General features: G+C 37.4%; 23 protein-coding genes. 17 read left to right on the forward strand and 6 right to left on the reverse strand.

Features of this window, described 5'->3' with window-relative positions:
* The first annotated feature begins 255 nt into the window (after positions 1–255).
* The 4 genes from ABS917_RS15560 to ABS917_RS15575 all read left to right on the forward strand — a co-directional run bounded on the left by ABS917_RS15560 (position 256) and on the right by ABS917_RS15575 (position 5,239).
* Positions 256–888, forward strand: coding sequence for an HD domain-containing protein (locus ABS917_RS15560; protein WP_350479858.1), 633 nt, complete (start codon positions 256–258; stop codon positions 886–888).
* Positions 885–2,771, forward strand: a complete 1,887-nt coding sequence (locus ABS917_RS15565; protein ID WP_350479859.1) for an ABC-F family ATP-binding cassette domain-containing protein — start codon at positions 885–887, stop codon at positions 2,769–2,771. Before ABS917_RS15560 ends, ABS917_RS15565 begins: the two co-directional genes overlap by 4 nt.
* 10 nt (positions 2,772–2,781) lie before the next feature.
* A complete protein-coding gene (locus ABS917_RS15570) occupies positions 2,782–3,903 on the forward strand; it encodes a virulence factor (RefSeq protein WP_350479860.1) in 1,122 nt (373 codons plus the stop codon).
* A 139-nt stretch (positions 3,904–4,042) separates the two neighbouring features.
* Positions 4,043–5,239 carry an aldehyde dehydrogenase gene (locus ABS917_RS15575; RefSeq protein ID WP_350479861.1) on the forward strand — a complete coding sequence of 399 codons (1,197 nt, stop codon included), beginning with the start codon at positions 4,043–4,045 and terminating at the stop codon, positions 5,237–5,239.
* 68 nt (positions 5,240–5,307) lie between these two features.
* Here the strand turns inward: ABS917_RS15575 and ABS917_RS15580 are convergent, their stop codons facing one another.
* The 3 genes from ABS917_RS15580 to proB all read right to left on the reverse strand — a co-directional run bounded on the left by ABS917_RS15580 (position 5,308) and on the right by proB (position 8,764).
* On the reverse strand, positions 5,308–6,201 hold the full coding sequence (locus tag ABS917_RS15580; protein ID WP_350479862.1) for a DMT family transporter: 894 nt from the start codon (positions 6,199–6,201) through the stop codon (positions 5,308–5,310).
* A gap of 201 nt (positions 6,202–6,402) precedes the next feature.
* Positions 6,403–7,668, reverse strand: coding sequence for a glutamate-5-semialdehyde dehydrogenase (locus ABS917_RS15585; protein WP_350479863.1), 1,266 nt, complete (start codon positions 7,666–7,668; stop codon positions 6,403–6,405).
* A gap of 13 nt (positions 7,669–7,681) precedes the next feature.
* A complete protein-coding gene (proB, locus tag ABS917_RS15590) occupies positions 7,682–8,764 on the reverse strand; it encodes a glutamate 5-kinase (RefSeq protein ID WP_350479864.1) in 1,083 nt (360 codons plus the stop codon).
* A gap of 699 nt (positions 8,765–9,463) precedes the next feature.
* On the opposite strand from proB, the gene ABS917_RS15595 reads away from it, so the two are divergent.
* Positions 9,464–9,940, forward strand: a complete 477-nt coding sequence (locus ABS917_RS15595; RefSeq protein ID WP_350479865.1) for a sigma-70 family RNA polymerase sigma factor — start codon at positions 9,464–9,466, stop codon at positions 9,938–9,940.
* A gap of 60 nt (positions 9,941–10,000) precedes the next feature.
* Here the strand turns inward: ABS917_RS15595 and ABS917_RS15600 are convergent, their stop codons facing one another.
* Positions 10,001–10,393 carry a glucosamine 6-phosphate synthetase gene (locus tag ABS917_RS15600; RefSeq protein WP_350479866.1) on the reverse strand — a complete coding sequence of 131 codons (393 nt, stop codon included), beginning with the start codon at positions 10,391–10,393 and terminating at the stop codon, positions 10,001–10,003.
* Between the two features lie 259 nt (positions 10,394–10,652).
* Between ABS917_RS15600 and ABS917_RS15605 the strand changes: the two genes are divergently transcribed.
* The 4 genes from ABS917_RS15605 (at position 10,653) to ABS917_RS15620 (ending at position 12,753) form a co-directional block, all read left to right on the forward strand.
* On the forward strand, positions 10,653–11,363 hold the full coding sequence (locus ABS917_RS15605) for a Type 1 glutamine amidotransferase-like domain-containing protein (RefSeq protein WP_350479878.1): 711 nt from the start codon (positions 10,653–10,655) through the stop codon (positions 11,361–11,363).
* Between the two features lie 38 nt (positions 11,364–11,401).
* The gene (locus ABS917_RS15610) at positions 11,402–11,926 is read left to right on the forward strand and encodes a P-loop nucleotide/nucleoside kinase family protein (protein WP_350479867.1); all 525 of its coding nucleotides are present in this window, start codon (positions 11,402–11,404) and stop codon (positions 11,924–11,926) included.
* 36 nt (positions 11,927–11,962) lie between these two features.
* Positions 11,963–12,325, forward strand: coding sequence for a hypothetical protein (locus tag ABS917_RS15615; protein ID WP_350479868.1), 363 nt, complete (start codon positions 11,963–11,965; stop codon positions 12,323–12,325).
* Positions 12,326–12,393: 68 nt separating this feature from the next.
* Positions 12,394–12,753 carry a Clp protease ClpB gene (locus tag ABS917_RS15620; RefSeq protein WP_350479869.1) on the forward strand — a complete coding sequence of 120 codons (360 nt, stop codon included), beginning with the start codon at positions 12,394–12,396 and terminating at the stop codon, positions 12,751–12,753.
* Between the two features lie 95 nt (positions 12,754–12,848).
* On the opposite strand, the gene ABS917_RS15625 is transcribed toward ABS917_RS15620, so the two are convergent.
* The gene (locus tag ABS917_RS15625) at positions 12,849–15,023 is read right to left on the reverse strand and encodes a DNA topoisomerase III (RefSeq protein ID WP_350479870.1); all 2,175 of its coding nucleotides are present in this window, start codon (positions 15,021–15,023) and stop codon (positions 12,849–12,851) included.
* 384 nt (positions 15,024–15,407) lie between these two features.
* Between ABS917_RS15625 and ABS917_RS15630 the strand changes: the two genes are divergently transcribed.
* The 6 genes from ABS917_RS15630 (at position 15,408) to ABS917_RS15655 (ending at position 20,514) form a co-directional block, all read left to right on the forward strand.
* Positions 15,408–16,769, forward strand: coding sequence for an aspartate kinase (locus ABS917_RS15630; protein ID WP_350479871.1), 1,362 nt, complete (start codon positions 15,408–15,410; stop codon positions 16,767–16,769).
* Between the two features lie 115 nt (positions 16,770–16,884).
* Positions 16,885–17,535, forward strand: coding sequence for a DsbA family oxidoreductase (locus ABS917_RS15635; RefSeq protein WP_350479872.1), 651 nt, complete (start codon positions 16,885–16,887; stop codon positions 17,533–17,535).
* Between the two features lie 30 nt (positions 17,536–17,565).
* The gene (locus ABS917_RS15640) at positions 17,566–19,344 is read left to right on the forward strand and encodes a glycerophosphoryl diester phosphodiesterase membrane domain-containing protein (RefSeq protein ID WP_350479873.1); all 1,779 of its coding nucleotides are present in this window, start codon (positions 17,566–17,568) and stop codon (positions 19,342–19,344) included.
* Positions 19,345–19,354: 10 nt separating this feature from the next.
* Complete coding sequence (locus ABS917_RS15645; RefSeq protein ID WP_350479874.1) at positions 19,355–19,885, forward strand: tubby C-terminal domain-like protein; 531 nt, start codon at positions 19,355–19,357, stop codon at positions 19,883–19,885.
* 12 nt (positions 19,886–19,897) lie between these two features.
* On the forward strand, positions 19,898–20,152 hold the full coding sequence (locus ABS917_RS15650) for a thymidylate synthase (protein ID WP_350479875.1): 255 nt from the start codon (positions 19,898–19,900) through the stop codon (positions 20,150–20,152).
* A 104-nt stretch (positions 20,153–20,256) separates the two neighbouring features.
* Positions 20,257–20,514 (forward strand): hypothetical protein, encoded by a 258-nt coding sequence (locus ABS917_RS15655; RefSeq protein ID WP_350479876.1) that lies wholly within the window; start codon positions 20,257–20,259, stop codon positions 20,512–20,514.
* A 160-nt stretch (positions 20,515–20,674) separates the two neighbouring features.
* Here ABS917_RS15655 and ABS917_RS15660 read toward each other — a convergent pair whose 3' ends face one another.
* Entirely contained in the window at positions 20,675–20,866 is a 192-nt protein-coding gene (locus tag ABS917_RS15660; protein WP_008408460.1) for a hypothetical protein, read from the reverse strand.
* A gap of 159 nt (positions 20,867–21,025) precedes the next feature.
* Between ABS917_RS15660 and ABS917_RS15665 the strand changes: the two genes are divergently transcribed.
* Together ABS917_RS15665 and ABS917_RS15670 are read left to right on the forward strand one after the other, a co-directional pair.
* On the forward strand, positions 21,026–23,242 hold the full coding sequence (locus ABS917_RS15665; RefSeq protein WP_350479877.1) for a YcdB/YcdC domain-containing protein: 2,217 nt from the start codon (positions 21,026–21,028) through the stop codon (positions 23,240–23,242).
* Between the two features lie 231 nt (positions 23,243–23,473).
* On the forward strand, positions 23,474–23,902 hold the full coding sequence (locus ABS917_RS15670; protein WP_008408458.1) for a hypothetical protein: 429 nt from the start codon (positions 23,474–23,476) through the stop codon (positions 23,900–23,902).
* Positions 23,903–24,119 lie beyond the last annotated feature (217 nt).

Here is a 24,119-nt window from a genome sequence, read left to right on the forward strand (position 1 = left end):
CCTTTTTTCTGTTTTATGTTTTCTTATTGCTATTATATGATGTAAATTTGTAAAATACAAGCATTTAGTTCACATTTTAGACAAAAATTATCTCCGCATAACAAAGGATACTTGATTTTTCGTGTAAAAGTTGCTAGGGAGGGGGTGAGAATTCAAAAATTTTTTAACAAGAAATATTTCAAATAACTGAAGAGGCCATGGTTCTCATGGTAATATAATTATGTAAACTATAAAAAAGAAAATGGTGAATGTGACATGTCCGAAATAATCTTACGATGTGAACAATTAGTAAAAGAAATTTATGAAACAATGGATGCAAGCCATGATTTTCAACATATTGAGCGTGTCTATCAAAACGCTATGACAATACTTACATCCGAGCCTTTGGCAAATGGTAAAATCGTAAGTTTGGCCGTGCTGCTGCATGATGTCAGTGACGAAAAATATGCTGCGGATAAACAGCAGGAGCAGCGTATTTTGGATGAGCTTGATTTAACAGAAGGGGAAAAACAGCATATCCAAACAGTCATTGCAGAGGTTTCATTTAATGGGGGCAATGAACGGGATATTACAACGGTTGAATCGAAAATCGTTCGAGATGCAGACCGGCTGGATGCAATCGGTGCGGTAGGTATTGCGCGGACATTCGCCTATGGCGGTGCGAAAGGGCGTAAGCTGTATGATGATGCAGAAGAAGTGCGCGTAAATATGACAAAAGAACAATATCGCAGCCAATCTACAGCGTCTGTAACGCATTTCTATGAGAAGCTATTATTATTGAAGGATTTAATGGTAACTGCTAAAGGGCGCGAAATGGCTGAAGAACGTCATGCCTTTATGGTACAATTTTTAGAGCAGTTAAAAAAAGAAAGAGACGGGATTTCATGAGTCATTTAATCGTATCAAATTTAACTAAAACAGTTGGCGATAAAACGCTATTTCAAAATATAGAATTTACCATTTATGAAGGCGAACGTGCCGGGTTAATCGGGATAAACGGAACAGGAAAATCAACTTTATTATCGATTATTGCTAGAAAACAGGATGCGGATACAGTGGAATTTGACCATCCGAATAAGTACCGGATTGCTTACTTGGAACAAGATCCACAATTTCCGCATGATTTAACGGTTTTACAAGCGGTATTTAGTGGAGATTCACCGATATTACAGTTAAACCGTGCCTATGAAGAGACGGTTGCAGCATTGTCTCAAAATTCGCAATCTGAAAAGTTGCAAAATGAACTATTTCGTTTACAGCAGCAGATGGACACAGAAAATGCCTGGGACGTCAATGCTTTGGCAAAACAAGCATTAACGAAGCTTGGGATCGATATGTTTGACCAGCAAGTAACAAGTCTTTCGGGTGGGCAGCAAAAACGTGTTGCATTGGCAAAAGTATTAATCGAACCGGCAGACCTATATTTACTGGATGAGCCAACGAACCATTTGGATGTCACATCGACAGAATGGCTGCAAGAAATGGTATCGCGTCTTAAAGGTGCCGTTATCTTTATTACACATGACCGTTATTTCCTGGATGAAACAGCGACACATATATATGAATTGGCTGATAAAGCATTGTACCGCCATACTGGATCGTATGGTGATTTTCTTGAAGCGAGGGCAATTCGCGAAGAAATGAACGCAGCATCACAGGCGAAATTACGAAATCGTTATCGCTCAGAACTAAAATGGATTCGCCGTGGTGCAAAAGCGCGAACAACAAAGCAAAAGGCACGTATTCAGCGTTTCGAAACGTTGGATGAATCAATCGATCGTTCGAATGACCAGTCGGACCTTGAATTGGGACTGGCAACAACACGTTTAGGAAAAAAAGTGTTGGAATCAGACGGAATTTCCAAAGCTTACGGAGACAGGATTATTATTCAGGATTTCGAATTTTTACTGCAGCACGGGGACCGTATTGGCATAATCGGAGCAAATGGGTACGGAAAATCGACACTCCTTAACATGCTCGCAGGTGAAGTTGAACCGGATAAAGGTGAGGTAATTGTCGGATCAACAGTAAAACGGCTTCATTTCAAGCAGGCACTGCCAGCAATGAATGAAAATGCAAGAATGATCGATTATATTCGTGAAGCTTCAAATGATATTACCGATTCTGACGGTATTCGTTACTCTGCATCACAAATGCTCGAACGGTTTTTATTCCCGCTAAATACACACGGTACACCGATCAGCAAGTTATCAGGCGGGGAACGCAAAAGATTACACTTGCTTCGTCTCCTGATGGAACAGCCAAACGTTTTGCTTTTAGATGAGCCGACGAATGATTTGGATATCGAAACATTAGGCGTTCTTGAAGATTTTATCGAAAACTTCCCGGGTGTTGTCATTACAATCAGTCACGATCGGTTCTTCCTGGACCGTATTGCGAAAAAACTGTGGATTTTGGACGGAAAAGGCGGCGTATCGGAAAGCTTGGATGTCTATACCGATTATTTAGCAAAACGCGAGTCGGAGCTGCAGCAGGAAGCGAAAGAAATGAAGCAGGAAAAGCCAAAAGTTGAAAAGCAGAAATCAGATAAGAAAAAGTTATCATTTAAAGAGCAGAAAGAATGGGAAACTATTACCGATACAATTGCTCAAGTGGAAGAAAGAATTATGAATGCAGAAGACGAAATTTCAACAGCAGGTTCGGATTTTACAAAACTTCAGCAACTGACATCCGATTTAGAAAAGCTAAATCAGGAATATGAACAATTAATTGAGCGTTGGAGCTATTTAGACGAAATTGCAAATGGATAGGAGCATAACAATGAAAATTTTATCAATTGAACCGACACCAAGTCCAAATTCAATGAAAGTAATTATCGATCAGGATTTACCATTTGGTAAAAGTTTTAATTATACGAAAGAAAACATTGGTGAAGCATCACCCGAGCTGCAGGCAATCTTTGCGGTTGAAGGTGTAAAGGGCATTTATCATGTATCGAATTTCCTGGCTATTGAAAGAAACGCGAAATTTGCATGGGAAAATATTTTGGCGGATATTCGCCGCGCAATTGGCGGAGAGGCGACTGAAAGCACGGAATATGAGATGAATGAACATTATGGGGAAGTAAATGTGCATGTTCAGATGTACAAAGCCATTCCATTGCAGATCAAAGCATTCGACGGTGAAGGGGAAGTGCGAATAAGCGCAGGAGACCGTTTCACAACTGCTTTTAAACGTCTGCAATTCAGTGTAACTGACGAAAACTATATATTTGAACGGAAATGGGTCGATTTCGGTGTTCGCTATGGTGATAAAGAACAAGTTGTACAAGAAGTGCTAAAAGAGGTGGATGCACTATATCCGCAAGATCGTGTTGAATCGATTGTCCAGTCTGCTAACGAACAAGTAGTTACAGCAGCACAAGAGCGTAAAAAAGTGACATTAGAACAATATGAGCAAGTTGAAGATTGGCAACAACGCTTCCAGTTTTTAGATCAATTACCGGATCCGGAAGTGCAAGATATTCCGTTGTTCGAAAAAGCGCTGGAAGACGAGCAAATGTCTATCCGTCGCCTTGCAACCGTCTATTTAGGGATGATTGAAGATGTCGCGGTTGTACCTGCTTTAACAAAGGCATTGAATGATAAAAGTGCAGCCGTTCGCCGTACAGCGGGCGACTGTATGAGTGATTTAGGGTTACCTGAGTTTGAGCCGGCAATGATCGCTGCATTAGGTGATAAAAATAAACTTGTCCGCTGGCGTGCGGCAATGTACTTGTATGAAGTAGGTACGGAGCAGGCAATTGACGCATTAAGAACAGCGAGCGAAGATAAAGAATTCGAAGTAAAGCTGCAGGCAAAAATGGCACTTGCACGTATTGAGGGCGGGGAAGAGGCAAAAGGCTCTGTGTGGAAACAAATGACAGAAAGCCGTAAAGCTTAAAATTTAAGCTGCTAACGAAAATAATCGTTAGCAGTTTTTTTATTTTAAATAAACATTATTACAATATTTTTTTATCGGATGGTATAATTTGAGAAAATGGTATATATTTAGGAGTATACTAAAGAAAGGTGGGTCCATAATGGAGGAGCTATTGTTGAAAAATCCTAGCCCATTAAGTGATGAGCGTAAAGAGGCACTGTTAAATTTACTTTACTCCGAACATTGTAATGACTCCATACTATTAAAAAGTGATGATTTTTATTTATTTTTTCATGATATTTGGTCACTTTTTGAAATTGGGGAAAAGTACGAAAGCGAAATTGTAGAAGAAGATATTAGGCTGAAAGAATGGCGAATTTTCCTATTGGAATTTTTCTCAGCTCGAAATTTAGAAAAATTGCACTTTGAGTACTTAACGAATTCCTCTGTAAAAAAATTTTTTGTAGCACTATACATATGGAAAAAAATTAGAAAAGATTATTTTTATGATATGCGTAAAGTTTTAAAAATCGAAAAATTAAAGACTGAATATGAAAAGGAATTTGCTGATAGTCAGGATACTAGGGATATTTATCATGAAATCTATTTAAAAATCCAAAGCTACTGGTATATGAATTTATTTAAATTCAATTCCATTTATGACAGGATTCTCGAAGAGGTCCTGGAGGAAACGAAAGCGGTAGAGCTGCTTTTCGGGGATAAGATATGGGAAACAATCAGCAATGATAACTTAAGAAAATTCATGAGTTATATTGAATCGAGGCACTTTTCCGAAGTTTTGTTTTGGAAATCTAAATTTCAGACAGAACAATTTTTAAAAGTGGGTCTCGATCCGAACAGTACATATGTGTTTTGTGTTCAAAAAGATATATCGATGAAACGAAGCCTTAATTTACAAAATGGATTGGCATTGGCCGTTTCGGAATTTTCACAAAAACATGAACACAATTTTGTATTTTTATCATTCATAAAAGCAATTGATCAGGAAATGATTTCACATAAAGAGTTGATAGATTTTAATCATTACTTCGAGCTGGATAAATCATTCAGACTTAAAACGGAACCAATTAATTATAAAGGCGTTATCAATTATGCCTTTACAATGTTAAAGTTAGAATTATCTCACAGCAATAGCGGTAAAATCTATTTAATCTGCAATGAATTACTCTTTGACGATTTTCCTGATGAAGAAGATTGGATATCAGCTGTTACGCATTATAAAAAGTTGAAAAAGATTGAAATTGTCGTAATCTATATGGGCGATAAAACGAAACTCCAGCAAATTTGGTTTGCAGATAAAATACTCATACCAAAACAGCTGGCTCAGTTTAAATAGAAAAAATAAACTCTAAATAGTGCGGATTAATATCGCTCCTATTTAGAGTTTATTTCGTTTTATATAGTTTATTGGGAGCTACTTGTTTTTAGCTTCTTAACCGTTTGGTCAGGAGCGAAAATGGTGTACAAAATACTTCCGAAAATAAGGGCAATTCCAAGCACTTGCAATAAACTTGGCCGGAATGAAAGCAATACAGCATCCAATAATATCGCTACTACGGGATCGACAAATACGAGTACCGAAACGATGACAGTAGGAAGATCTCGAACACTGTCAAAAAATAAATAGTAGACAAATCCCGTATGAATTAAACCTGTACCAAGTATGTAAAGCCAGTTTGTATTCGTTAAACCTTCAAATGCTGCAAAATCGCAAAATGGGAGCAACATTAAGATACCTACTATTGTTTGGATAAACGTAAGAGCATAGGATGACATACCGTGAATCGTTTTACTCGTAAACATTGTCAGCGCATAGCAGATGGCTGAAAGAAGTGCCCATATAAATCCTGAGGTCATAAATTGCGAGACGCTTGTAAAGCTCTCAATACCGATAATGAGAATACTACCGAAAAAGCAAATAACTGTTGCACAAATAGCACCTATCCCCATTCTCTCCGCCAAAAAAACCGAACCTAATATTAATACAAAAATCGGTGCCAAATTGTAAATTGAAATGGCGATAGAAATTGACATAACTTCGAACGCTTTAAATAAAAACACCCAGTTTAATACAAGAAATATACCGCAAACGACTGTATTCATCACTTCTCTTTTATTCCAAACTTCAGTTTTATGACCTCCTGTAATAAACCATAGACCGCCTAAAAAGAGTGTCGCACAAATACAGCGAACAAAAACGAGCTCTACTGCAGGCAAGCCGGTTTGCGTAGTAAAGAAACCGATAGAGCCGAAAATAGCCATGGAAAGAGTAAGTTTAAGCATAGAGCGTGTATTCATTTGGTGAACCTGCTTTCTTTATCCCGCAGTAACGGGTAGTAATTTATCTGCCTCGAAAGCAAAGCAGCAGAGGCATGATTCCCGCATCAAGACTGTAGCTGGGCGTATAGAATAGGCGGGAGATTAACTATCCATAATACCCCGATTGGTTTGAGGGGTGTAGAACCCCACATTGAAGCTTCACTTTCTCGAAGGCGAATATTATCCACGAACTTGACCGTTGCCATGAATATAGTATTTTGTAGATGTTAATGCTGGTAAACCCATTGGACCGCGAGCATGAAGCTTTTGAGTTGAAATACCGATTTCGGCACCATACCCGAATTCAAAGCCATCCGTAAAGCGTGTCGATGCATTATGATAAACAGCTGCCGCATCAACCGAATTTAAAAAGATTTCAGCGTTTTGCAGATTATCAGTAATAATAGCTTCCGAATGATTTGTTCCGAACTGATTAATGTGATGTACCGCTTCCAAAACATCATCTACTACTTTTACGCTTAGAGTCAGAGCCAAAAATTCTTCAGCATAATGCTCTTCAGTTGCCTCTATTGCTTCTGTTAATACAGCACACACATTTTCATCTCCATAGATATTTACTTCAAGTTCATTTTGTAAGTAATGCAAAAATTCTGTACCATGATTTTGGAAAAATTCTTGATGAATTAATAAACTCTCGGCTGCATTGCATACGGATAAACGCTGTGTTTTTGCATTTTTTACAATTGATTTTGCCATTTTAAAATTAGCGAATTCGTCCAAATAAATATGGCAATTCCCGGCACCGGTTTCAAGTACAGGAACCGTCGATTCCCTCACCACTAAATCAATCAGTTTTTTTCCTCCTCGCGGAATTAGCACATCCAAGTATTCCGTTAATGTAAATAAAGATTTCGCTGTTTCACGACTTGTATCTTCAATAAGCAAAACGGAATCTTTCGGATAGTCGACAGCGTTCAATGCGCGGTGAATCGATGCAACGAGTGCAATATTTGAGTGTTTTGCAGATGAGCTGCCACGTAAAAGAACCGCATTACCGGTTTTAATTGAAAGTGTTGCTGCATCGATCGTTACATTCGGGCGTGCTTCATAAATCATGCCGATTACTCCTAATGGTACACGCTTTTTAGTAATTTTAAGTCCATTTTCTTTTGTGATTTGTTCGATTACTTCACCGACAGGATCTTCTAATTCAATTAGTTGCAAAATTGCATCGCTCATCGCTTGAATGCGGTTTTCATTCAGCAAAATGCGGTCTAGTGTAGCTTGATCGAGTCCGTTTGTTTTTCCGTCTGTAATATCTTTGCTGTTTTCCTTCAGTAATTTGTCCATATCTGCAAGAAGTTGTTGTGCTATACTTCTTAATGCTTCATTTTTCTCTTCTGTCGATTTGATATTCGTTAAATAGCTTGCCTTTTTCGCACGCTTCCCTTTTTCAAAAACTTCATTTGCAATTGTTTTAGTCATTAATATAACCCCCTTAAATTTTGACCCATTGATTACGGTGAATAACTTCTATTGGGTAATGCATAAGCTCTGTCGTCCGTTTACCCATCGCATGCTCCAATTCAGCTGAAGAATATAGAATTTCTCCACGTCCGATACATGTATGTCGATCAAAAACTTCTACAACATCGCCTTTTTCAAATTGTCCTTCATAGGCATAGACCCCGGCCGGCAGTAAACTTTTTCCTCCATACTGCAATGCTTGGACTGCTCCCTCGTCAATAAAAATCTTTCCGGAAGATTTGGAGAGTTGGACCCACTGTTTATTTGTAGGAATATATTTTTCATTGCGTTCAAAATACGTACCGTCACCGTTGTTTTCAAGAATTTCAGTTAGTTTTGTATGGCCGGACCCTGTGCCGATAAAAACTTCAACACCTGTATTAATCGCATAATTGGCTGCAGCCAGTTTTGACTGCATGCCGCCTGTACCGACTTTTGAACCTGATCCCGTAGCAAAATGAAGCATTTCTTCAGTAATTTTTTCTATGCGATCAATTCGAACCGCATCAGTGTTTGTTAATGGGTTTGCCGTATAGAGCCCGTTGACATCCGTTAAAATAATTAACTGATCTGCATGAACGAGACCACTTACTAAAGCGGAGAGCATGTCATTATCACCAAAAGTTAATTCAGCAACAGATACAGTATCATTTTCATTTATAATCGGAATTATAGAACGCTCCAATAACTCTGTTAATGTTTCATAAGCATTTCTGTAACGTTGCTTATCATTAAAATCTGAGCGGGTCAGCAAGATTTGGGCGGACGTCTCGTTATATGTGGCAAATTCATCTGCATACGCTTGTATTAATATGCTCTGACCAACTGCAGCTGCCGCTTGTTTTCCCTTTAGTGTAATCGGTCGAGAGGGGTACCCAAGCTTTCTGAAACCTGCTGCTACTGCGCCAGAAGAGACTAAAATTACTTCGTGCCCTGATTGTTTCAATGTGGCGATGGCGGCAACATGGTCATAAAATTTTTCATGATCAAGCTCCCCTTTATTATTTGTTAAAGAACTGCTTCCGATTTTTACTACAACACGTTTTCTTTCCACCCAAAATCCTCCTCATCAATAGAAATATTAGAATTATCCCATAAACGGGTAGTAATTTATCTGCCGTGGGAGATCAACTCCCTTTAAAAGCCCGATTGGTTCGGGCCAACACAATGTTGGTCACAAAAGCGTTTTCACAGGAAGTGACGGTTCATACTTGTGTTCCTTTTAATCAGTGGGGGATAAACCCCACTGATTAAAGTTATACTTTATTACATAAAAAAAGCACATTTCAATCCTATCGATTAGGACGAAATGTGCTATTTCCGTGGTACCACCTAAATTGAATGCCAATACTTGCATTCCACTTCATCTCATAACGCTGAGTCTGCGCCTATTTTTTAGGAGCTGTTGAAGTAGGTTCGGCAGGTTTTGCTATGCCATTCTTTCAGCCTGTGGAATGTGCTCTCTTGTTTAGCCAATTGCTACGTACTCGTCTTCAATATGCCTTTATATTTTCTAATAGCATGCATGATAGCGCGTTTTTTGTCAATATCGTTAAGTCTGATTTATTTGAAAACTATGCGAAAATCTCCTTTTTGGACTGATTTACCGCATAAAAGTGTGAATTTTACGACTATTTTCTGTCCAAATGTAATTTTTCATGATAAATCCGTACTTTGTTTCTTTTTCAGCTATTTTCTAAATTTGTAGTACCTAGGAATATTCAGTTGTGCACAGCTTAAAGGATTTGGAAAAGTGCAGAATGTAGAACAACTTATTTTTGAAAATGAAACTTTAATAAAAAAAGTCATCTATAAACTGAAAATTTATCGAGATCTAGATGAATACATGCAAGTAGGGAGGATCGCTTTATGGCAGGCATTGCAGAAATTCGATGATACAAAAGGGGATTTTACGATGTTTGCTTACATGACCGTAAAATATGCGATCATTCGATCACTATCCAAAGCGAATCACGTATCCGAGCATGAACTAGCAGTGGAAGAAGACGTGATTATCATTAATTCGCGGCAGCACAATTTGGTTGTATCAAGTTTGGAATGGCCCGAATGGTTTGAGGAATTAAATGAAGATGAGCAATTTCTGTTGATCGCGCTGTATGAAAAAGAGCTTTCGTTAAAGGAGATTGCTGACAAGTATAAGCTGAGTTATGAAACAATAAAGAAAAGACGTCAACGATTATTGTCCAAGTTAAGAGGTTTATTAAAATAATTACAAAATTTTTAGGATGAAAAAAAGTGGAAGCTTTGATAGTTTCCACTTTGTAATGTCTTATTGGATTGTATTTAAAAACAATGTTCGCTGCTCTTCGGATTGCTGTTCGCCATTCACAAGCATTGCCCCAATACGGTAATCTGTTTGTCCTTTTTCAACAACATACTGTAAATTAACAGACTGTAAATTGTTATCAATTTTGCATTCACCTTTAAATTCTACAACATGCTCCATCATTTTTGTTTGGAAATACTCCCAGCGGCTTTCTTCACAATAGTTTTTGAGGGCTTCTTCTATTGTAATATCGCTATTTTCCATGACAGGTGTAGCATGAATATATGTAATGTAGTCATTATCTGTTACGGCTTTTTGTGGACCGAAAAAGTAAAAAAATACACCAATTACCCCGATTGGTATGATCCAAAATATCGTCCGCTTTCTTTTCTCCATGAAAATAATCCCCCTTTTTGTATCATTAGTATAACATTGGAATGTTAATATTTTCTACATTGGGATAATATTTATCTCGAAAGAGTGATACTGTCCGCGTGCAGCCCGCGAAAGCAAATACGGTCAGTCTAATATGAATATAAGTGAAATTTGCTGGTCTCCAAGGATTATTGCGAACTTTATAGAATATTTATATTTAAATAGAAAAGGTGTTGGCTTTAATAAATATTCTTCATAACTGGAAGGGGCACAAATGAAAATGAGACAAATAATTGCGATGGGCGGCGGGGGCTTTTCAATGGAACCAGATAACCCGCTATTGGATAGTTATATTTTAAAACAGGCGGAAACGACAAAACCGAAAATTTGTTTCCTACCTACAGCTAGTGGAGATTCTGAACAATACATATCCAGGTTCTATCATTTTTTTAATAAACAAAATTGCGACCCATCACATTTATCTCTATTTAACCCGCTTTCTCGGGATTTGGAAAATTTTATTTTAGAGAAAGACATTTTATATGTTGGTGGGGGAAACACGAAAAACCTTTTAGCTTTGTGGAAGGATTGGGGATTAGACAGTATTTTAAGAAAAGCTTGGGAGGAGGGTGTTATTTTAGCGGGGTTAAGTGCAGGGGCAATCTGCTGGTTTGAACAGGGGGTGACAGACTCCTTTGGGGAGGGACTTGAACCAATAACCTGTTTAGGTTTGTTAAATGGGAGTAATTGTCCGCATTACGATGGAGAAACGGAAAGGAAGCCTGCATATCATAAACTGATTGAGTCAAATAAAATACAATCAGGAATTGCTGTTGATGATGGTGTTGCGGTTCATTATAAAGGGCAGGAAATCCATAAAATTGTGAGTTCCAGACCTGATGCTAAGGCGTACAGTGTGTTTTTGGAAAAGGGCATAATTGAGAGGGAACTCCAAACAGAATATTTGGGGGAACTTAATAGTTTAATTTAGACCAGATAATAAAATTTCTGAAAAGTGAGTTGTTAAACATGTTTTTCCTACAAATGTCCGGATTCCCGGGGTCCGGCAAGTCGACGCTTTCTCGACAAATTGCCAAGAAAACAGGGGCAGTCATAATAGATCATGACGTTGTAAAATCTTCGTTATTAACGTCATTGGGGGAAATTTCAATAGAGAAAAAACTTGTTGGTAAAATTGCCTATCATGTTGATTGGTCTTTAGTGGAATTTCATTTATCACAAGGGCAAAATGTCGTTTTAGATAGCCCTTGCCTTTATCAGGAAATGGTGGACCAAGGCATAAACTTGTCTAAAAAATATAATGCCACTTACAAATACATTGAGTGTTATCTGAATGATTTTCAAGAGATAAATAATAGATTGAAAAGTCGAAATAGAATGGTTAGTCAAATTGAAGCGGCCAGCTCAGAAGAAACATTTAAATTCACCATTGAAAATAGTAAGAAACCAAATGAAGGTTCATATATCGTTGTAGATACTAAAGATCCTTTAGAGAGATACATAGATCAGGTGATTGGTTTTATCAAGGAGTAAGCCATACTGAGATCTGCACATTTTGGAGGTGTTGATTTGAAACTAGTTAGTTCGAAAATGGGAATTTTAATTTTGTTTAGTGTTACTCTTTTATCTGGCTGCATACAAAAAGATTATGTGTTTTTTGGTGAAAGTGAAAATTGGAGAGTTCAATATACAGTGACGGATGATAGTGGCTGCAATTCTACTAAAGGCTATTTAAAATATGTGGGTAATGGCGCAATGCCAGAGCAATTGGAGTTTAGTGTTGATAATATAGAAGGGGCCTCCATTTCTTTAGATGAAAATGGCATGTTTTTCCTGCCTTATGGCTGTTCGAATGCAACGGAGGGATCAGAACTTAAAGCGACTGTAAAATGGGATAATCATTCGGAAACAATCCAATTGCCTTTAAAATGAAATTCTTATTAGATGCCTTTTTAAAGTAGTGAAATATTTCATATTGAATTTAAGTAGGAGGCACTGATTTGAGACAATCAACATATTTAATTGGGGTAGTACTGTTGGGTTTATCCATCGTAGTGGCTGCTTTAATATTAAGTAATACAGCATCGAACACAACTAATATCAATGAAGATTCAGAAAATGTCACTAGTTCAATACCGGATCTAATGACAACAACCCAGCTTGCTGAATACCTTCAAATAAGCGAACAATCAATTGAAATTATTATATCGCATGATGATTGGCAAAGGGAGGGATTGAGCAGCTATGATACTTATCAGTTTATCCCGTACCTTTTGCTCGATAATCAGAAAAGATTCATTAAAACAGAAATAGATGCATGGTTAAAATACAGGAATGATAACAAGTTAAATTATGATTAAAAAATGATGAGCTCCAAGAAGAGAAAAGAAAAAACACTCCGTAAGTTAAATGTTCGACTCTAACTTTCGGAGTGTTATCTTTTGAAGAAAGTTGTTTACCTTGTATTTGTAAACTTGAAGTTTGTTTTTCGTTCCTTCTCATCCCAAATGAGTTGGGCGTTGAAGATTTTACCGCCTTTTTTAAATCCTTTGATCAAGTCTGTTTCACCTGCAGCTAATAATTTCTTAAGATTCGTTTGCGTAATTGTTTTTCCGAGTATTTTTTTGGAAACCGAGAATTTACAGCTGGCTTTTTTGTAATTCGAACAGCCGTAAAAAGTACCGTGATCGACAATGGATCCATCACAAAGAACGCATTTCCCGACAACTGTTTTTTCTTTCTTATACTTTTTCGTATAGGGATTGTTTTCGGTTATTTTCTCCACATCGTTTTGATTGAATGCCCATTCTTTTTCCCGCTCACCGGCATCTACTATCAATTTATCTGCCAGTTTTTTGACCTGCTCCATAAAAACTTGTGGTGAAGCGTTCCCTTCCCCAATTTCAGAAAGGCGTTGCTCCCATTTAGCTGTCATAGATGCGGACGTCAAAATGCTTTCACCTAGAGCCTCAATGATCAGCATTCCTTTCGTCGTTGCAAACACTTGGTTTTTCCTCACTTCGATATAGTTCCGGTCTTTCAGTGTACCGATAATTCCGGCGCGCGTAGCTTCCGTACCTAAACCTTCTGTTTTCGATAAAACCTTTTCCAGTTCCGCATCTTCCAAATGTTTGCCTGCTGTTTTCATGACTGTAATTAGATTACCTTCGGAATAGCGGTTCGGTGGCTGGGTTTCCCCTTTTTTTACATTCGCTTTTACAACTGTCCCTTGCTCATTCTCCTGAAGAAGGGGGATGAGTTCATCTTTGTCAGCACTATCTTTCGAATGATGGATCACTTTGCGCCAACCTTCTTCCAGCAGCACTTTCCCTTTGGAAATGAATTCCGCTCGCTGATCGACAAGTGAGTGAACTGTTGTATAGGAGAATACGGCATTATTATAATGGGCCGCGATAACTTGCCTTGCAACTAAATCATAAATCTTTGCTTCCTCAGCACTGAGCTTTGCCATATTCGGGACTTGCTCAGTAATGATTATGGCATGGTGATCGGTTACCTTTTTTTCGTTTACAAACCTTCTGTTGTTCATAAGTGAAGTTGTCGGCGGCGGTAACAGATTTTTATATTGCTCCAACTTGCTTAACTGTCCTAGAATCGCCGGTAATGTTTTCGCTTCCTCATTCGTCAAAAATTGTGAATCCGACCTTGGATAGGAAACGACACCTTTCAAATAAAGCTTCTGTAAAATATCGAGCGTCATTTGCGGTGAAAATTTAAAAGCCTTGTTTGCTGTTGCCTGTAGTGCAGACAGATTGAACAAAAGGGGTGGTGCATAATCCTTCTTTTCTTTTTTTATATTTGTAATTTCCACGTTTTTATTGATGCAGAAGTTGGCTGCAGCAATTGCCTGGCGTTCCTCAAGGAGCCTTGTCACATTGTTTTTATGCCATTTCGCTTTTAGTATTTTGCCGTTAAAATTAAATTCTGCTTCCACTTCCCAAAATGGTTCAGATTTAAAGTTCGCAATTTCATGCTCACGTTTTACGATGAGCGCCAATGTAGGTGTTTGTACTCTACCAATGGAGAAAACGTCTTTTACTCCATTACGTTTAAGGAGTACCGTGTACAATCTGGATGTATTAATACCGATCAGCCAATCCGCACATGAGCGGCTTAATGCTTCAAAATAAATATTCCTCGTTTTTTCTTCCGGCAATAAGTTCGCAAATCCGTTTTTCACCGCATTTTCCGTTAAAGAGGATATCCATAATCGTTTCATCGGTTTATTCACACCGCAAACTTTCAAAATGGTACGTATAATAAGTTCGCCTTCTCGCCCCGCATCCCCGCCAATAATAACTTCCCGAATATCCGGTCTTTTCACAAGTGTTCTTATTATGTTGAACTGTTTATATTTTGTTTTTGTTACTTTATATTCGAAACGGTCCGGAATAATCGGCAATGTTTCCAAAGTCCATTTCTTCCAGGAAGCGTTATATTCTTCCGGAGCCTTCAATTCACAAAGGTGACCGATTGCCCATGTAATGAGAGCACCTTCCGGAAAGTATGTGTTTGGCTTAACCTCAAAATATCCAGGCTTTTTAGTAAATGAAAATGGGGCAGCCAATTTTGCTGCCTGATCTGGTTTTTCTGCAATTACTATTTTCATATATCCTTCTCCTACTAATAATAATTACAACTCCTATTGTAATAATTATAGATTAATTTACTGTCGAATGGGGGAACAAACATTTATTCATTACTATGGTTTATGGGGAAGGTTGTTTAACTATTTTGTCACTTCGTTTGCCTAGCACGATAAAATTTTTTTTTATTGTAAAAAAGCTATAAAATTAAACAAATAAATATCATTTTTTATAAAAATCTCATATAATATATTGACAAAATGACGAATTATTCGTATTTTGACTAAATAGATTAATGAATTTACTGAATAGTCTTGACTGAAATAGGATAAATTTGTACACTGTGTAAAGTCAAATGTTTTTTCGGTGAGTACAAATATCAATTTTGAGAGTAAGGATATGATGAGATGATAGTATGTAAATTTGGCGGCACATCTGTCGCGAGTGCAGAACAAATCAAAAAAGTAGCAAGCATTGTGAAGTCTAATCCTGAAAGAAAGATTGTCGCTGTTTCTGCGCCTGGTAAGCGTTCAAGTGATGATATTAAAGTGACGGATTTATTAATAGATTTAGCAAACACCGTGATTAATAAAGGCGATGTTGAAGCGAAAATTAAGGCAGTAGTAAATCGTTACCGTAATATCGCTGAAGATCTTGGTTTAGACAATACAATTTCAGATATTATTGAACAGGATATACGCGGGCGTGTGTCAGAAAATTGGTCAGACAAAGACTTATTCTTAGATAATATAAAAGCAAGCGGTGAAGATAACAACGCAAAACTGATTGCGTGTTATTTTAATGCAATTGGCATGTCCGCAAAATATGTAAGTCCAAAAGATAAATTGATTTTAAATGACTTCCCGGAACGTACGTATGCACTTCCAGAAGCATACGAAAACTTAAGTGTATTGAAAAATACAGAGGAGATTATTATTTTCCCTGGATTCTTCGGTTATACTAAAGCAGGCGTATTACGTACATTTGACCGTGGTGGATCGGATATTACAGGTTCAATTTTAGCATCTGCCGTTGGGGCGAAGCTTTATGAAAACTTTACGGATGTGGACTGTGTGTTCGCTGCAAATCCTAAAGTCGTAAATGATCCAGTTGATATTAAAGAAATTACGTATCGCGAAATGCGTGAATTATCGTATGCAGGTTTTTCCGTATTCCATGATGAAGCACTAATGCCGGTCTATAAACAAGGAATTCCGGTCAATATTAAAAACACTAATAACCCGTCTGCATCCGGAACGTTAATTTTACCAACTCGTCCGGCAACAAATCGCCCTGTTACAGGGATTTCCGCGGATAGTGGTTTTTCAATTCTTTATGTATCAAAATATTTAATGAATCGAGAAGTTGGCTTTGGCCGCAAGCTTCTTCAAATTATTGAAGAAGAAAACATTTCCTATGAGCATACACCATCTGGTTTAGACGATATATCAGTTATTATGCGTTCAAGCCAGCTGACAACTGAAATTGAAGAGCGTATTGTAAAACGCGTTAAGATAGAACTCTGTGCTGATGATGTTCAATTCAGCCATAACTTTTCGATGATTGTCATTGTCGGGGAAGGCATGCGCCATAATACAGGCTTAGCAGCACGTGCAGCCTCTGCGATTTCTGCAACAGGTGCGAATATTGAAATGATTAATCAAGGTTCTTCGGAAGTTAGTCTTGTGTTTGGCGTTCGTTCGGAATTTGAAGATCAAATTTTAAAGGGACTTTATGAAGAGTTTTTTGCAACAATTACTTCATTTTAGATAATATTTAGTCGAATCCACGTTGGGTTCGGCTTTTTTCTTTGAAATTTTGGGTATTGTAATAAAAAACCCATAGAATAGAGGGATAAATACATAAATATTAGGGGGAGACAACATGAAAATAGAAATTTTCTCTGATTTTGCTTGTCCGTTTTGTTATATCGCGAAAACGAAATTATTCCAAGCAATTAAGCAGTTAAATTTAGATGAAGAAACGGAAGTCGTTTACAGGGCGTTCGAACTAAATCCTGCAGCTTCAAAGTCGGAAACAATCTCTTATGTCGACAAAATCTTTAAAAAGAAAAACAATGATCTCCGTAAAACGGAAGAATTTATGGAAGCGTTGGAGATGCATGCAAAGGATGCAGGGGTCATATTCAATATTGATAAGGTAGTGCTCGCCAATACAAAAAATGCCCATCGTTTAACTAAGCTTGCAAAACTATATGAAAAAGATTTGGAGTTTGTAGATATTGTGATGGAACATTTTTTTTCAGAAGGTCTTAATTTAAATGACACGAAGGCACTGTTGGCCATTTGTGAACAGATTGGCATCGACCGGAGCATGGCACAAAAAATCATAAAGGAAGAACAATTCACCGAAGAGTTAGTGCTGGATCGATATGAGGCACAGCAGCTGCAAATATCAAGTGTCCCTTTTTTCGTCTTTGAAGACCATTACGGAATCAGAGGGGTGGAGCCGATAGAAGTATTTACAAATACATTGCTTCAAACGAAGGAATATATAAAGAAAAACCAAAAATAGAGATAGAATTTACTAGTCGGAGGAAGTCTTGTGGACAGAATTAAACGAGTTATTAAACTGATTTTCAGAAATCTATATTATTATCGAGTCGATTATATACGGACGTTTGCGATATTACGGATTGTGCAGGCATTTATTCTACTGCCGCTCATCTGGCTGATAACTGCGATTGTTATGGATATAACAGGGGTGCAGGTAATTACGCAAGACAGTATTCTTTATTTACTGACACATCCGTTTGCGTTATTTGGAATAGGAATCATTCTTTTTATCGGAATTGTATTCATCTATTATGAATTAGGATTTTTAATACTACTCGCCTACTATCAGCAGCGTGCCATTCCATATACATGGAAAGAGCTCTTAAAACGATTGAATCAGAAGGTTGTCTATTTTATCAGTTTGCAGACCTTACTGATTGTCGTTTACCTACTATTATTAATTCCGCTCATTTCATCATTATTACCAGTGTCATTGATTCAAAATATAAATGTACCGAGCTTTATTATAGACGAACTTTTGAACTCTCGTAATGGCACGATTTTATATGTTGTGGTATTAATTATATTGAGTTTTATAAGCTTACGCTTTATTTTTACTTGGCCATTTTTTACGGTTTACCAAGAGGTTACAATATTTAAAGCATTAAAAATGAGCTGGAAGTTTTCAAAAAGAAAACTACTTGAAACGGTCGGAATGATCGGGCTTATTGTTATCGTTAATTTAACGCTTTTATTGTTTGCGTTATCCATAATATTGACACCGCTATTTATCATTGAAAGTTTTAAACCGAGCTGGGGACTTGTAACCGCAAGCTTTACGTTAACACTTGCACAGGGTGTCATCATCCTGTTTTCTACAATATTGCAAGTTTTGTTTACTCAGTTAATTGTTATGGTAGCATTTCAGTTAACACGCCATAAACCGTTAATTGTTCAAGAAGAACCATTTAGACAAACGATTCGTCAATGGACTTTTATTATTGTCGTATTTGCATTTTTCCTTGTGAGCGGTTTTAATTTGATCAATTTGGAAAAGACAATTTACGAGCCAGATACAAACATCGTATCCCATCGCGGATTTATGGATGGTGGTGTAGAAAACACATTGAATGCGATTGAGGCGGCTAAGGAAGCAGAAGCGGATTTAGTGGAAATCGATATCCAGCAAACGAAGGATGGGGAGTTTGTTGTCTATCATGATAAAACTTTATCACGTTTGGCAGGTGAAGATGATATTGTCTATGATTTAACGCTGAATGAATTAGTCACAACGACTGTTTTGGCGGATGGGTTCAGCGACACGATCGCTTCATTTGATGAAGTGCTTGAAATGAGTCGTAATTTAAATATAAAATTGCTTATTGAGCTGAAAACACATGGTTTTGAAACAGAAGATTTTCTACAGCGCTTTGTTGATCAGCTTGATGAATATGATGCCTTGGATTATCATTATGTTCAATCACCTGATTTACCGACAATGGAAATGCTGGAAGAACTGGAACCACGGATTCATACTGGTCATGTGTACTCTATCGCATACGGTAAGTTACCGGAATCAAATGCCGACTTTATTTCGGTAGAGCAGTCTTTTGCGACAAAAAATATTCAGAAACAGGTTGAAGAGCGTGGTATGGAGTTGTTCGTCTGGACGATCAATGATGAGTCGGATATGCAGAAATTTTATGAGAAAAATGTAAATGGCGTCATTACCGACCATCCGGATGAGGCATTATCGATACGGGAAAAATTTGATGAAAAACAAAATCTTATACAACGGGTACTCAATAAAATCAACATTATCTATTAAGGGGAAATCAATGCAGACTTATACGTACGAAGTATTAGGGGATATAAAAGCCACGGAACAGCAGCCAGTATACAATGAAGCGGGGGAGCAAATCCTTAAAGTTCAGCGTATTTATGATAACGGTTTGAAAAAAATGCTGGACGGCTATTTCGATCACCGCTATTTTTTGAAATATGCGGTGCTTCGTAATAATGGACAATCATTGTTCGAAGTGAAAAAGATTTTCAGACGAGGGAAAGTGTGGTTTGAAGGGAAAGATCTTGTTCTAAACGAAAAATATATCATTAATTATGAAAACTGGCGTATAGGCGTTCCCGAACTTTTTATTTCAAGCAACAAATTTAAAATGAAAATTGATAAAGAAATGGAAGACTGGTCCAACTTTATTATAAATGACGAGGTTATCGCAAGGTGGCTTGCTGTTTATAATGAACAGTCGGATATGTTTTCGGTTAAGCTGGTTGTTTCGGAAGAAGCACCGGTACAGGACCCGGCGTTTTACATTGCGATTGCGCAGGCTGCACTATTTATAGGGGTATAGGAGAGTAAAAAGATGAATGTTGTATTTGTATTAACAGAAACGGCTGAAGAAGTATTGCAAATGGTCAGTAACGATGTTGCGGGACTGCTCGCTGCTGTAAAAGGTGAAAGTGTTTCGTTCCCGTTTGGCAGCTATCAATATGACAGCCACACATTGGATCATTATTTACTGGAAAATGGTACATATCAGCAAGAGCTTGTCATTTTTTTAAAGCCAGAGCAGAAAAATAATGAAACGATTTTGCCATTACCAAAAATGCAGGATTAACGTAGCTGATTGGCAGCAATTATGTATACGTTTCATCTAAATAAAGGAAATTAAATTCACTTGTCGAATGTTATTGTTGAATACATGTTGGCAGGTGAATTTTTTTGCGGCAGCTAAATTTATTTGATCTGGAATTTGAACAGTATCAGCCGAAGTTTCAATTGATGGATACTGTAAAGGTGATTTTAATCGATGAACAATTGGATAGTGAAACCTATCATTTTCGCAAATTTTATGAAGCTCATATTATCAATAAAGTAGGGGAAATAACAAACATTCATATAAGTACAGCTGGAATCATTACCTATGAAGTGGATATATACGGAGCAAAATATTATTTGCTTGAAGAGGAACTTATTTAAGACTGAATATGTAAACGGAAAAGAGGTTGGGAAGAAATAGAAGTACCTTTAGAGAAGTTAAAAACCTTATTAAGAAACGGAGATTTTTAACGCTCAGTAAAAAAATGCTATTTTTCTCTTAGAGAAAAATAGCATTTTTGGGTTATGTCCCACCATCTTGCTATTTATTTTTCCGTTCAAGTTTCATACCGATAATGCGGATGACGATGCCGATTAGGATAAACACCCATCCGATGCCGATAAATACATAATTCAATGTTTGGTTAGTGTTAGGTAGTATGCCAAACAAACCTAAACAAACGACTATAATGCCGGAAAATGATACAAGCATTCCTGCTGTTACAATATTCACGAACTTCACCTCTGAAAGATTCTAACATGACTTACTATTGAACACAATGTATAGTATTTTCCTGAAAAAAAGTAATAATTTTTTAAAATGTACAATATATTGAAACTATTGCCAATAATTAGGCGTATAATAAGGAGAACATTAAAGGAGGAATTGAAAATGAAAAAATGGACAACCGCTTTAGGCATGTCGATTGTTTCGCTAGGATTGCTTGCCAGTCCTGCTCTTGCAGAGGCATCTGTGAACCCTAAAGAAGAAAGGGTACCCATCTATGTGGCGATGACGGATGAGAGTGTAACAAAAGAACAGCTGATCCAAGTTTTAAAAACGAAATTACCGGATATGTTTGCTGGATACTCCAACAGTGATTTCCAGATGACATCGATGAGTTATCATTATGCCGATGATTTGACGACGCGCTACGAATTAACATTCCAGAAAAAAGTTAATAAACAAACGGAAGGCGGCAGTGTTTCTTTCAGATCGGACAATCTAGAAATAGAGTCTTTATATTTCAGTCCTGCAAGTTTAAAGGATGCTTTATTCCCTGGAAAAATAACAGAAGAACAAGGACGTAAAATTGCTGAAGATTTTGTTAAAAAGGTTGCTTCATCATCCAATTATGTATTATCTAATGAAACACCTAGTTATTTCAGCCGTTTAATTACGGAGCCGATCACGTATAACTACAGCTTCACTTCAACTGAAAAAAATATTCCGATCCAGGATCAGTCAATTGTAGTGAGTGTACTTGGCGATGGCAAAATCCAGTATTTCACACAAATGAGTCCGGATCAAAAACGAATATCATTTGAAGAGGCAACAAATGTTGTGACAAAAGAGAAGGCGCTTGAAAAAATGAAAGATCAGTTAAATCTGACATTGCAGTACTCGATTGATTATTCACTGACATCTTCAAAACCTTCTGTGAAACTTGTTTATTTGCCAGCGCCAAATGTAATTGGATTGCATGCAACATCGAATAAATGGGCAACAACTACGGGCAAGGAGGACTCTTTAAATGGCAAGGTAGCATTACAACCGCTTGCTCCTAACCAATTAAAAGCACCATCACCAATTACAATTGACGACGCAAAGGAAATAGCAAAACAGTTAGTAGAAAGCCAGGGGAACACAACTAAATTCACGATCGATCATGCTTATGAACATGAAATGAATGACCAAGCTGTAATCAGTGTTTCTTATTCGTACCGTTACCGCAACGGTTCATTCGGTTCATCGATCGAATTCAATAAAAATACAGGGGAACTCATCTCCTACTCTGACTTCTATAGTCCAATGCCGTTTGAAGATGATGAAACGGAAAACACAGTACCAAGATTGGATAAAGATAAAGTCCTTGCAGCAGCGGAAAAATACGTAAAGGAACTTGCTCCTACATCCGTACATGAATATGCAAAGGCAAATACAGATCCGGTTTATGATAAAGAATCAAAAGTGCACTATGTGAATTTCCCGCGAATTAAAAATGGACTGATTGTAAATGGTGACAGTCTATCGGTAACAATTGATGATGAAGGGAAATTGAAATCATTCTACCGCTATCCGTTAGATATTGAGGAATGGCCGGATGCTGCTGCATCAGTTTCAAGCGAAGAGGCAAAGAAACTATTTGCTGATGCACTGGATGTTAAGCTTGTTTACCACAGACTGCAAAACGAAGACGGGAAATACGAGCTCGTCTATGTGCCGACAGTTAATGGACAAGAGTACTATCAGATTGATGCCAACAGTGGCGAGATTATCAGCCCATATGCACGAACTGAAAAAGCGAAAGTTACTCATCCGACTGCCGAAAAGGAACTGAACTATTTAATCCAGGCAGGTGCAATTGAAGTGAAGGATCCGAAAACTTTCAATGCAGATACAGCCATTTCGCAGGGACAGGCATTGCAAACAATTATAAAATCCATCACTTATTTCTATGAGGATTATTATGCATATCGCCAGGAGCAGCCACCAGTATCGTTTGAAGATATCAATCCGGATCACCCATACTATAATGTAGTGGAAACAGCAACACGTTTAGGCATTTTAAATCCGGTTGAAGACGAATTGAACATCGACCAAAAAGTAACAAATGAGCAATTAGCCGTTTGGTATATCCGTACACTTGGACTTGAACAAGCAGCAAAGCATCGGGATATTTATCAGTTAACGATTAAAGATGCGGCTGATGTCGATCCGGAAAAAACCGGATATGTTGCGATTTCCCATGTGTTAGGACTTCAAGGTACGGAAAATTCATTGTTCTTGCCGAAAAAGGAAGTAACATATGCGGAGCTAGCTAAATCTATTATTAAGCTTGCTTACGAAATTGCAGAAAAGCGAAATAGTGGTTCATATTATTACTAAGCCCTATTCTGATTTTAAACTCGTGAAGTTTTTAAGAACTTCACGAGTTTTTTTATTTTTTTCAAAAAAATAAGGAATATACGTTCTCTTTTATGCAATAGTTAGTGGTTTAACTGTACCGACTTGTGATAAAATAATTTAAAGTGCTAAACTGAAAAAAATCGCGATAATTTTTTTGAAACGTTGTAAGATAGTACAAGTAACGAATCAATAATGGAAGTTGGGAAAAAAATGCAAAAAAATAAATACCGAATTCATAGTAATGTTCTGTTTGAAATTGCACAAAGCCGTTCATTCACAGAAAAGGATAATATCGAGGAACGTTTTGATGAAGAGGGAAAAATCAAATTATTAAGTGACCGTGCTGGAGCGGATTTATCACTATCGATTGTAAAAACTGAAGATGGGATCGCTTATTCAGTAAAATGGGATGACTCGGAAGAAGTTTTCAAAGGTTGGAACATGGCTTGGGAAGAATTTATTTGGTGCCTTGGTGTTGTCAACAAACCACTTGAAGAAGCGGCGAAAAAAGCTGCAGAAGAAGCGAAACGTCGTGCAGCTGAAGAAGCATTGCTAGCAGAAGAGAATGCAGAACTTGAAGAAGCCGTAGCGGAAGAAGCGTCAACTGAAGAAGCTTCGGCTGAAGAATCATCTAAATAATAATGTAAAACGCCTTCTCAATATAATTGAAGAAGGCGTTTTGATTACGCCATACAATAGTAAGAAGCCGATAATTTAAATGGATTACAAATAAAAAAACATCCATTTCCTCACATTGGGGGAAATGGATGTTTCAATATATCTATTTATCTGAACTAACAATGGCATAGCGTTCCCATTTTCGACTGCGCCAGCGGAAAATAACGAGCACTGCGCG

The organism is Solibacillus sp., assembly GCF_040273735.1.
GTDB lineage: Bacteria > Bacillota > Bacilli > Bacillales_A > Planococcaceae > Solibacillus.

Bases quoted from the DNA above. Each gene is read 5' to 3' on its own strand.
- ABS917_RS15625 (WP_350479870.1), bottom strand. From the start codon at position 15,023: ATGAAAATAGTAATTGCAGAAAAACCAGATCAGGCAGCAAAATTGGCT.
- ABS917_RS15610 (WP_350479867.1), top strand. From the start codon at position 11,402: ATGTTTTTCCTACAAATGTCCGGATTCCCGGGGTCCGGCAAGTCGACG.
- ABS917_RS15665 (WP_350479877.1), top strand. From the start codon at position 21,026: ATGAAAAAATGGACAACCGCTTTAGGCATGTCGATTGTTTCGCTAGGA.
- ABS917_RS15575 (WP_350479861.1), top strand. From the start codon at position 4,043: ATGGAGGAGCTATTGTTGAAAAATCCTAGCCCATTAAGTGATGAGCGT.
- ABS917_RS15580 (WP_350479862.1), bottom strand. From the start codon at position 6,201: ATGAATACACGCTCTATGCTTAAACTTACTCTTTCCATGGCTATTTTC.
- ABS917_RS15565 (WP_350479859.1), top strand. From the start codon at position 885: ATGAGTCATTTAATCGTATCAAATTTAACTAAAACAGTTGGCGATAAA.
- ABS917_RS15670 (WP_008408458.1), top strand. From the start codon at position 23,474: ATGCAAAAAAATAAATACCGAATTCATAGTAATGTTCTGTTTGAAATT.
- ABS917_RS15630 (WP_350479871.1), top strand. From the start codon at position 15,408: ATGATAGTATGTAAATTTGGCGGCACATCTGTCGCGAGTGCAGAACAA.
- ABS917_RS15600 (WP_350479866.1), bottom strand. From the start codon at position 10,393: ATGGAGAAAAGAAAGCGGACGATATTTTGGATCATACCAATCGGGGTA.
- ABS917_RS15585 (WP_350479863.1), bottom strand. From the start codon at position 7,668: ATGACTAAAACAATTGCAAATGAAGTTTTTGAAAAAGGGAAGCGTGCG.
- ABS917_RS15605 (WP_350479878.1), top strand. From the start codon at position 10,653: ATGAGACAAATAATTGCGATGGGCGGCGGGGGCTTTTCAATGGAACCA.
- ABS917_RS15650 (WP_350479875.1), top strand. From the start codon at position 19,898: ATGAATGTTGTATTTGTATTAACAGAAACGGCTGAAGAAGTATTGCAA.
- ABS917_RS15570 (WP_350479860.1), top strand. From the start codon at position 2,782: ATGAAAATTTTATCAATTGAACCGACACCAAGTCCAAATTCAATGAAA.
- ABS917_RS15560 (WP_350479858.1), top strand. From the start codon at position 256: ATGTCCGAAATAATCTTACGATGTGAACAATTAGTAAAAGAAATTTAT.
- ABS917_RS15635 (WP_350479872.1), top strand. From the start codon at position 16,885: ATGAAAATAGAAATTTTCTCTGATTTTGCTTGTCCGTTTTGTTATATC.
- ABS917_RS15645 (WP_350479874.1), top strand. From the start codon at position 19,355: ATGCAGACTTATACGTACGAAGTATTAGGGGATATAAAAGCCACGGAA.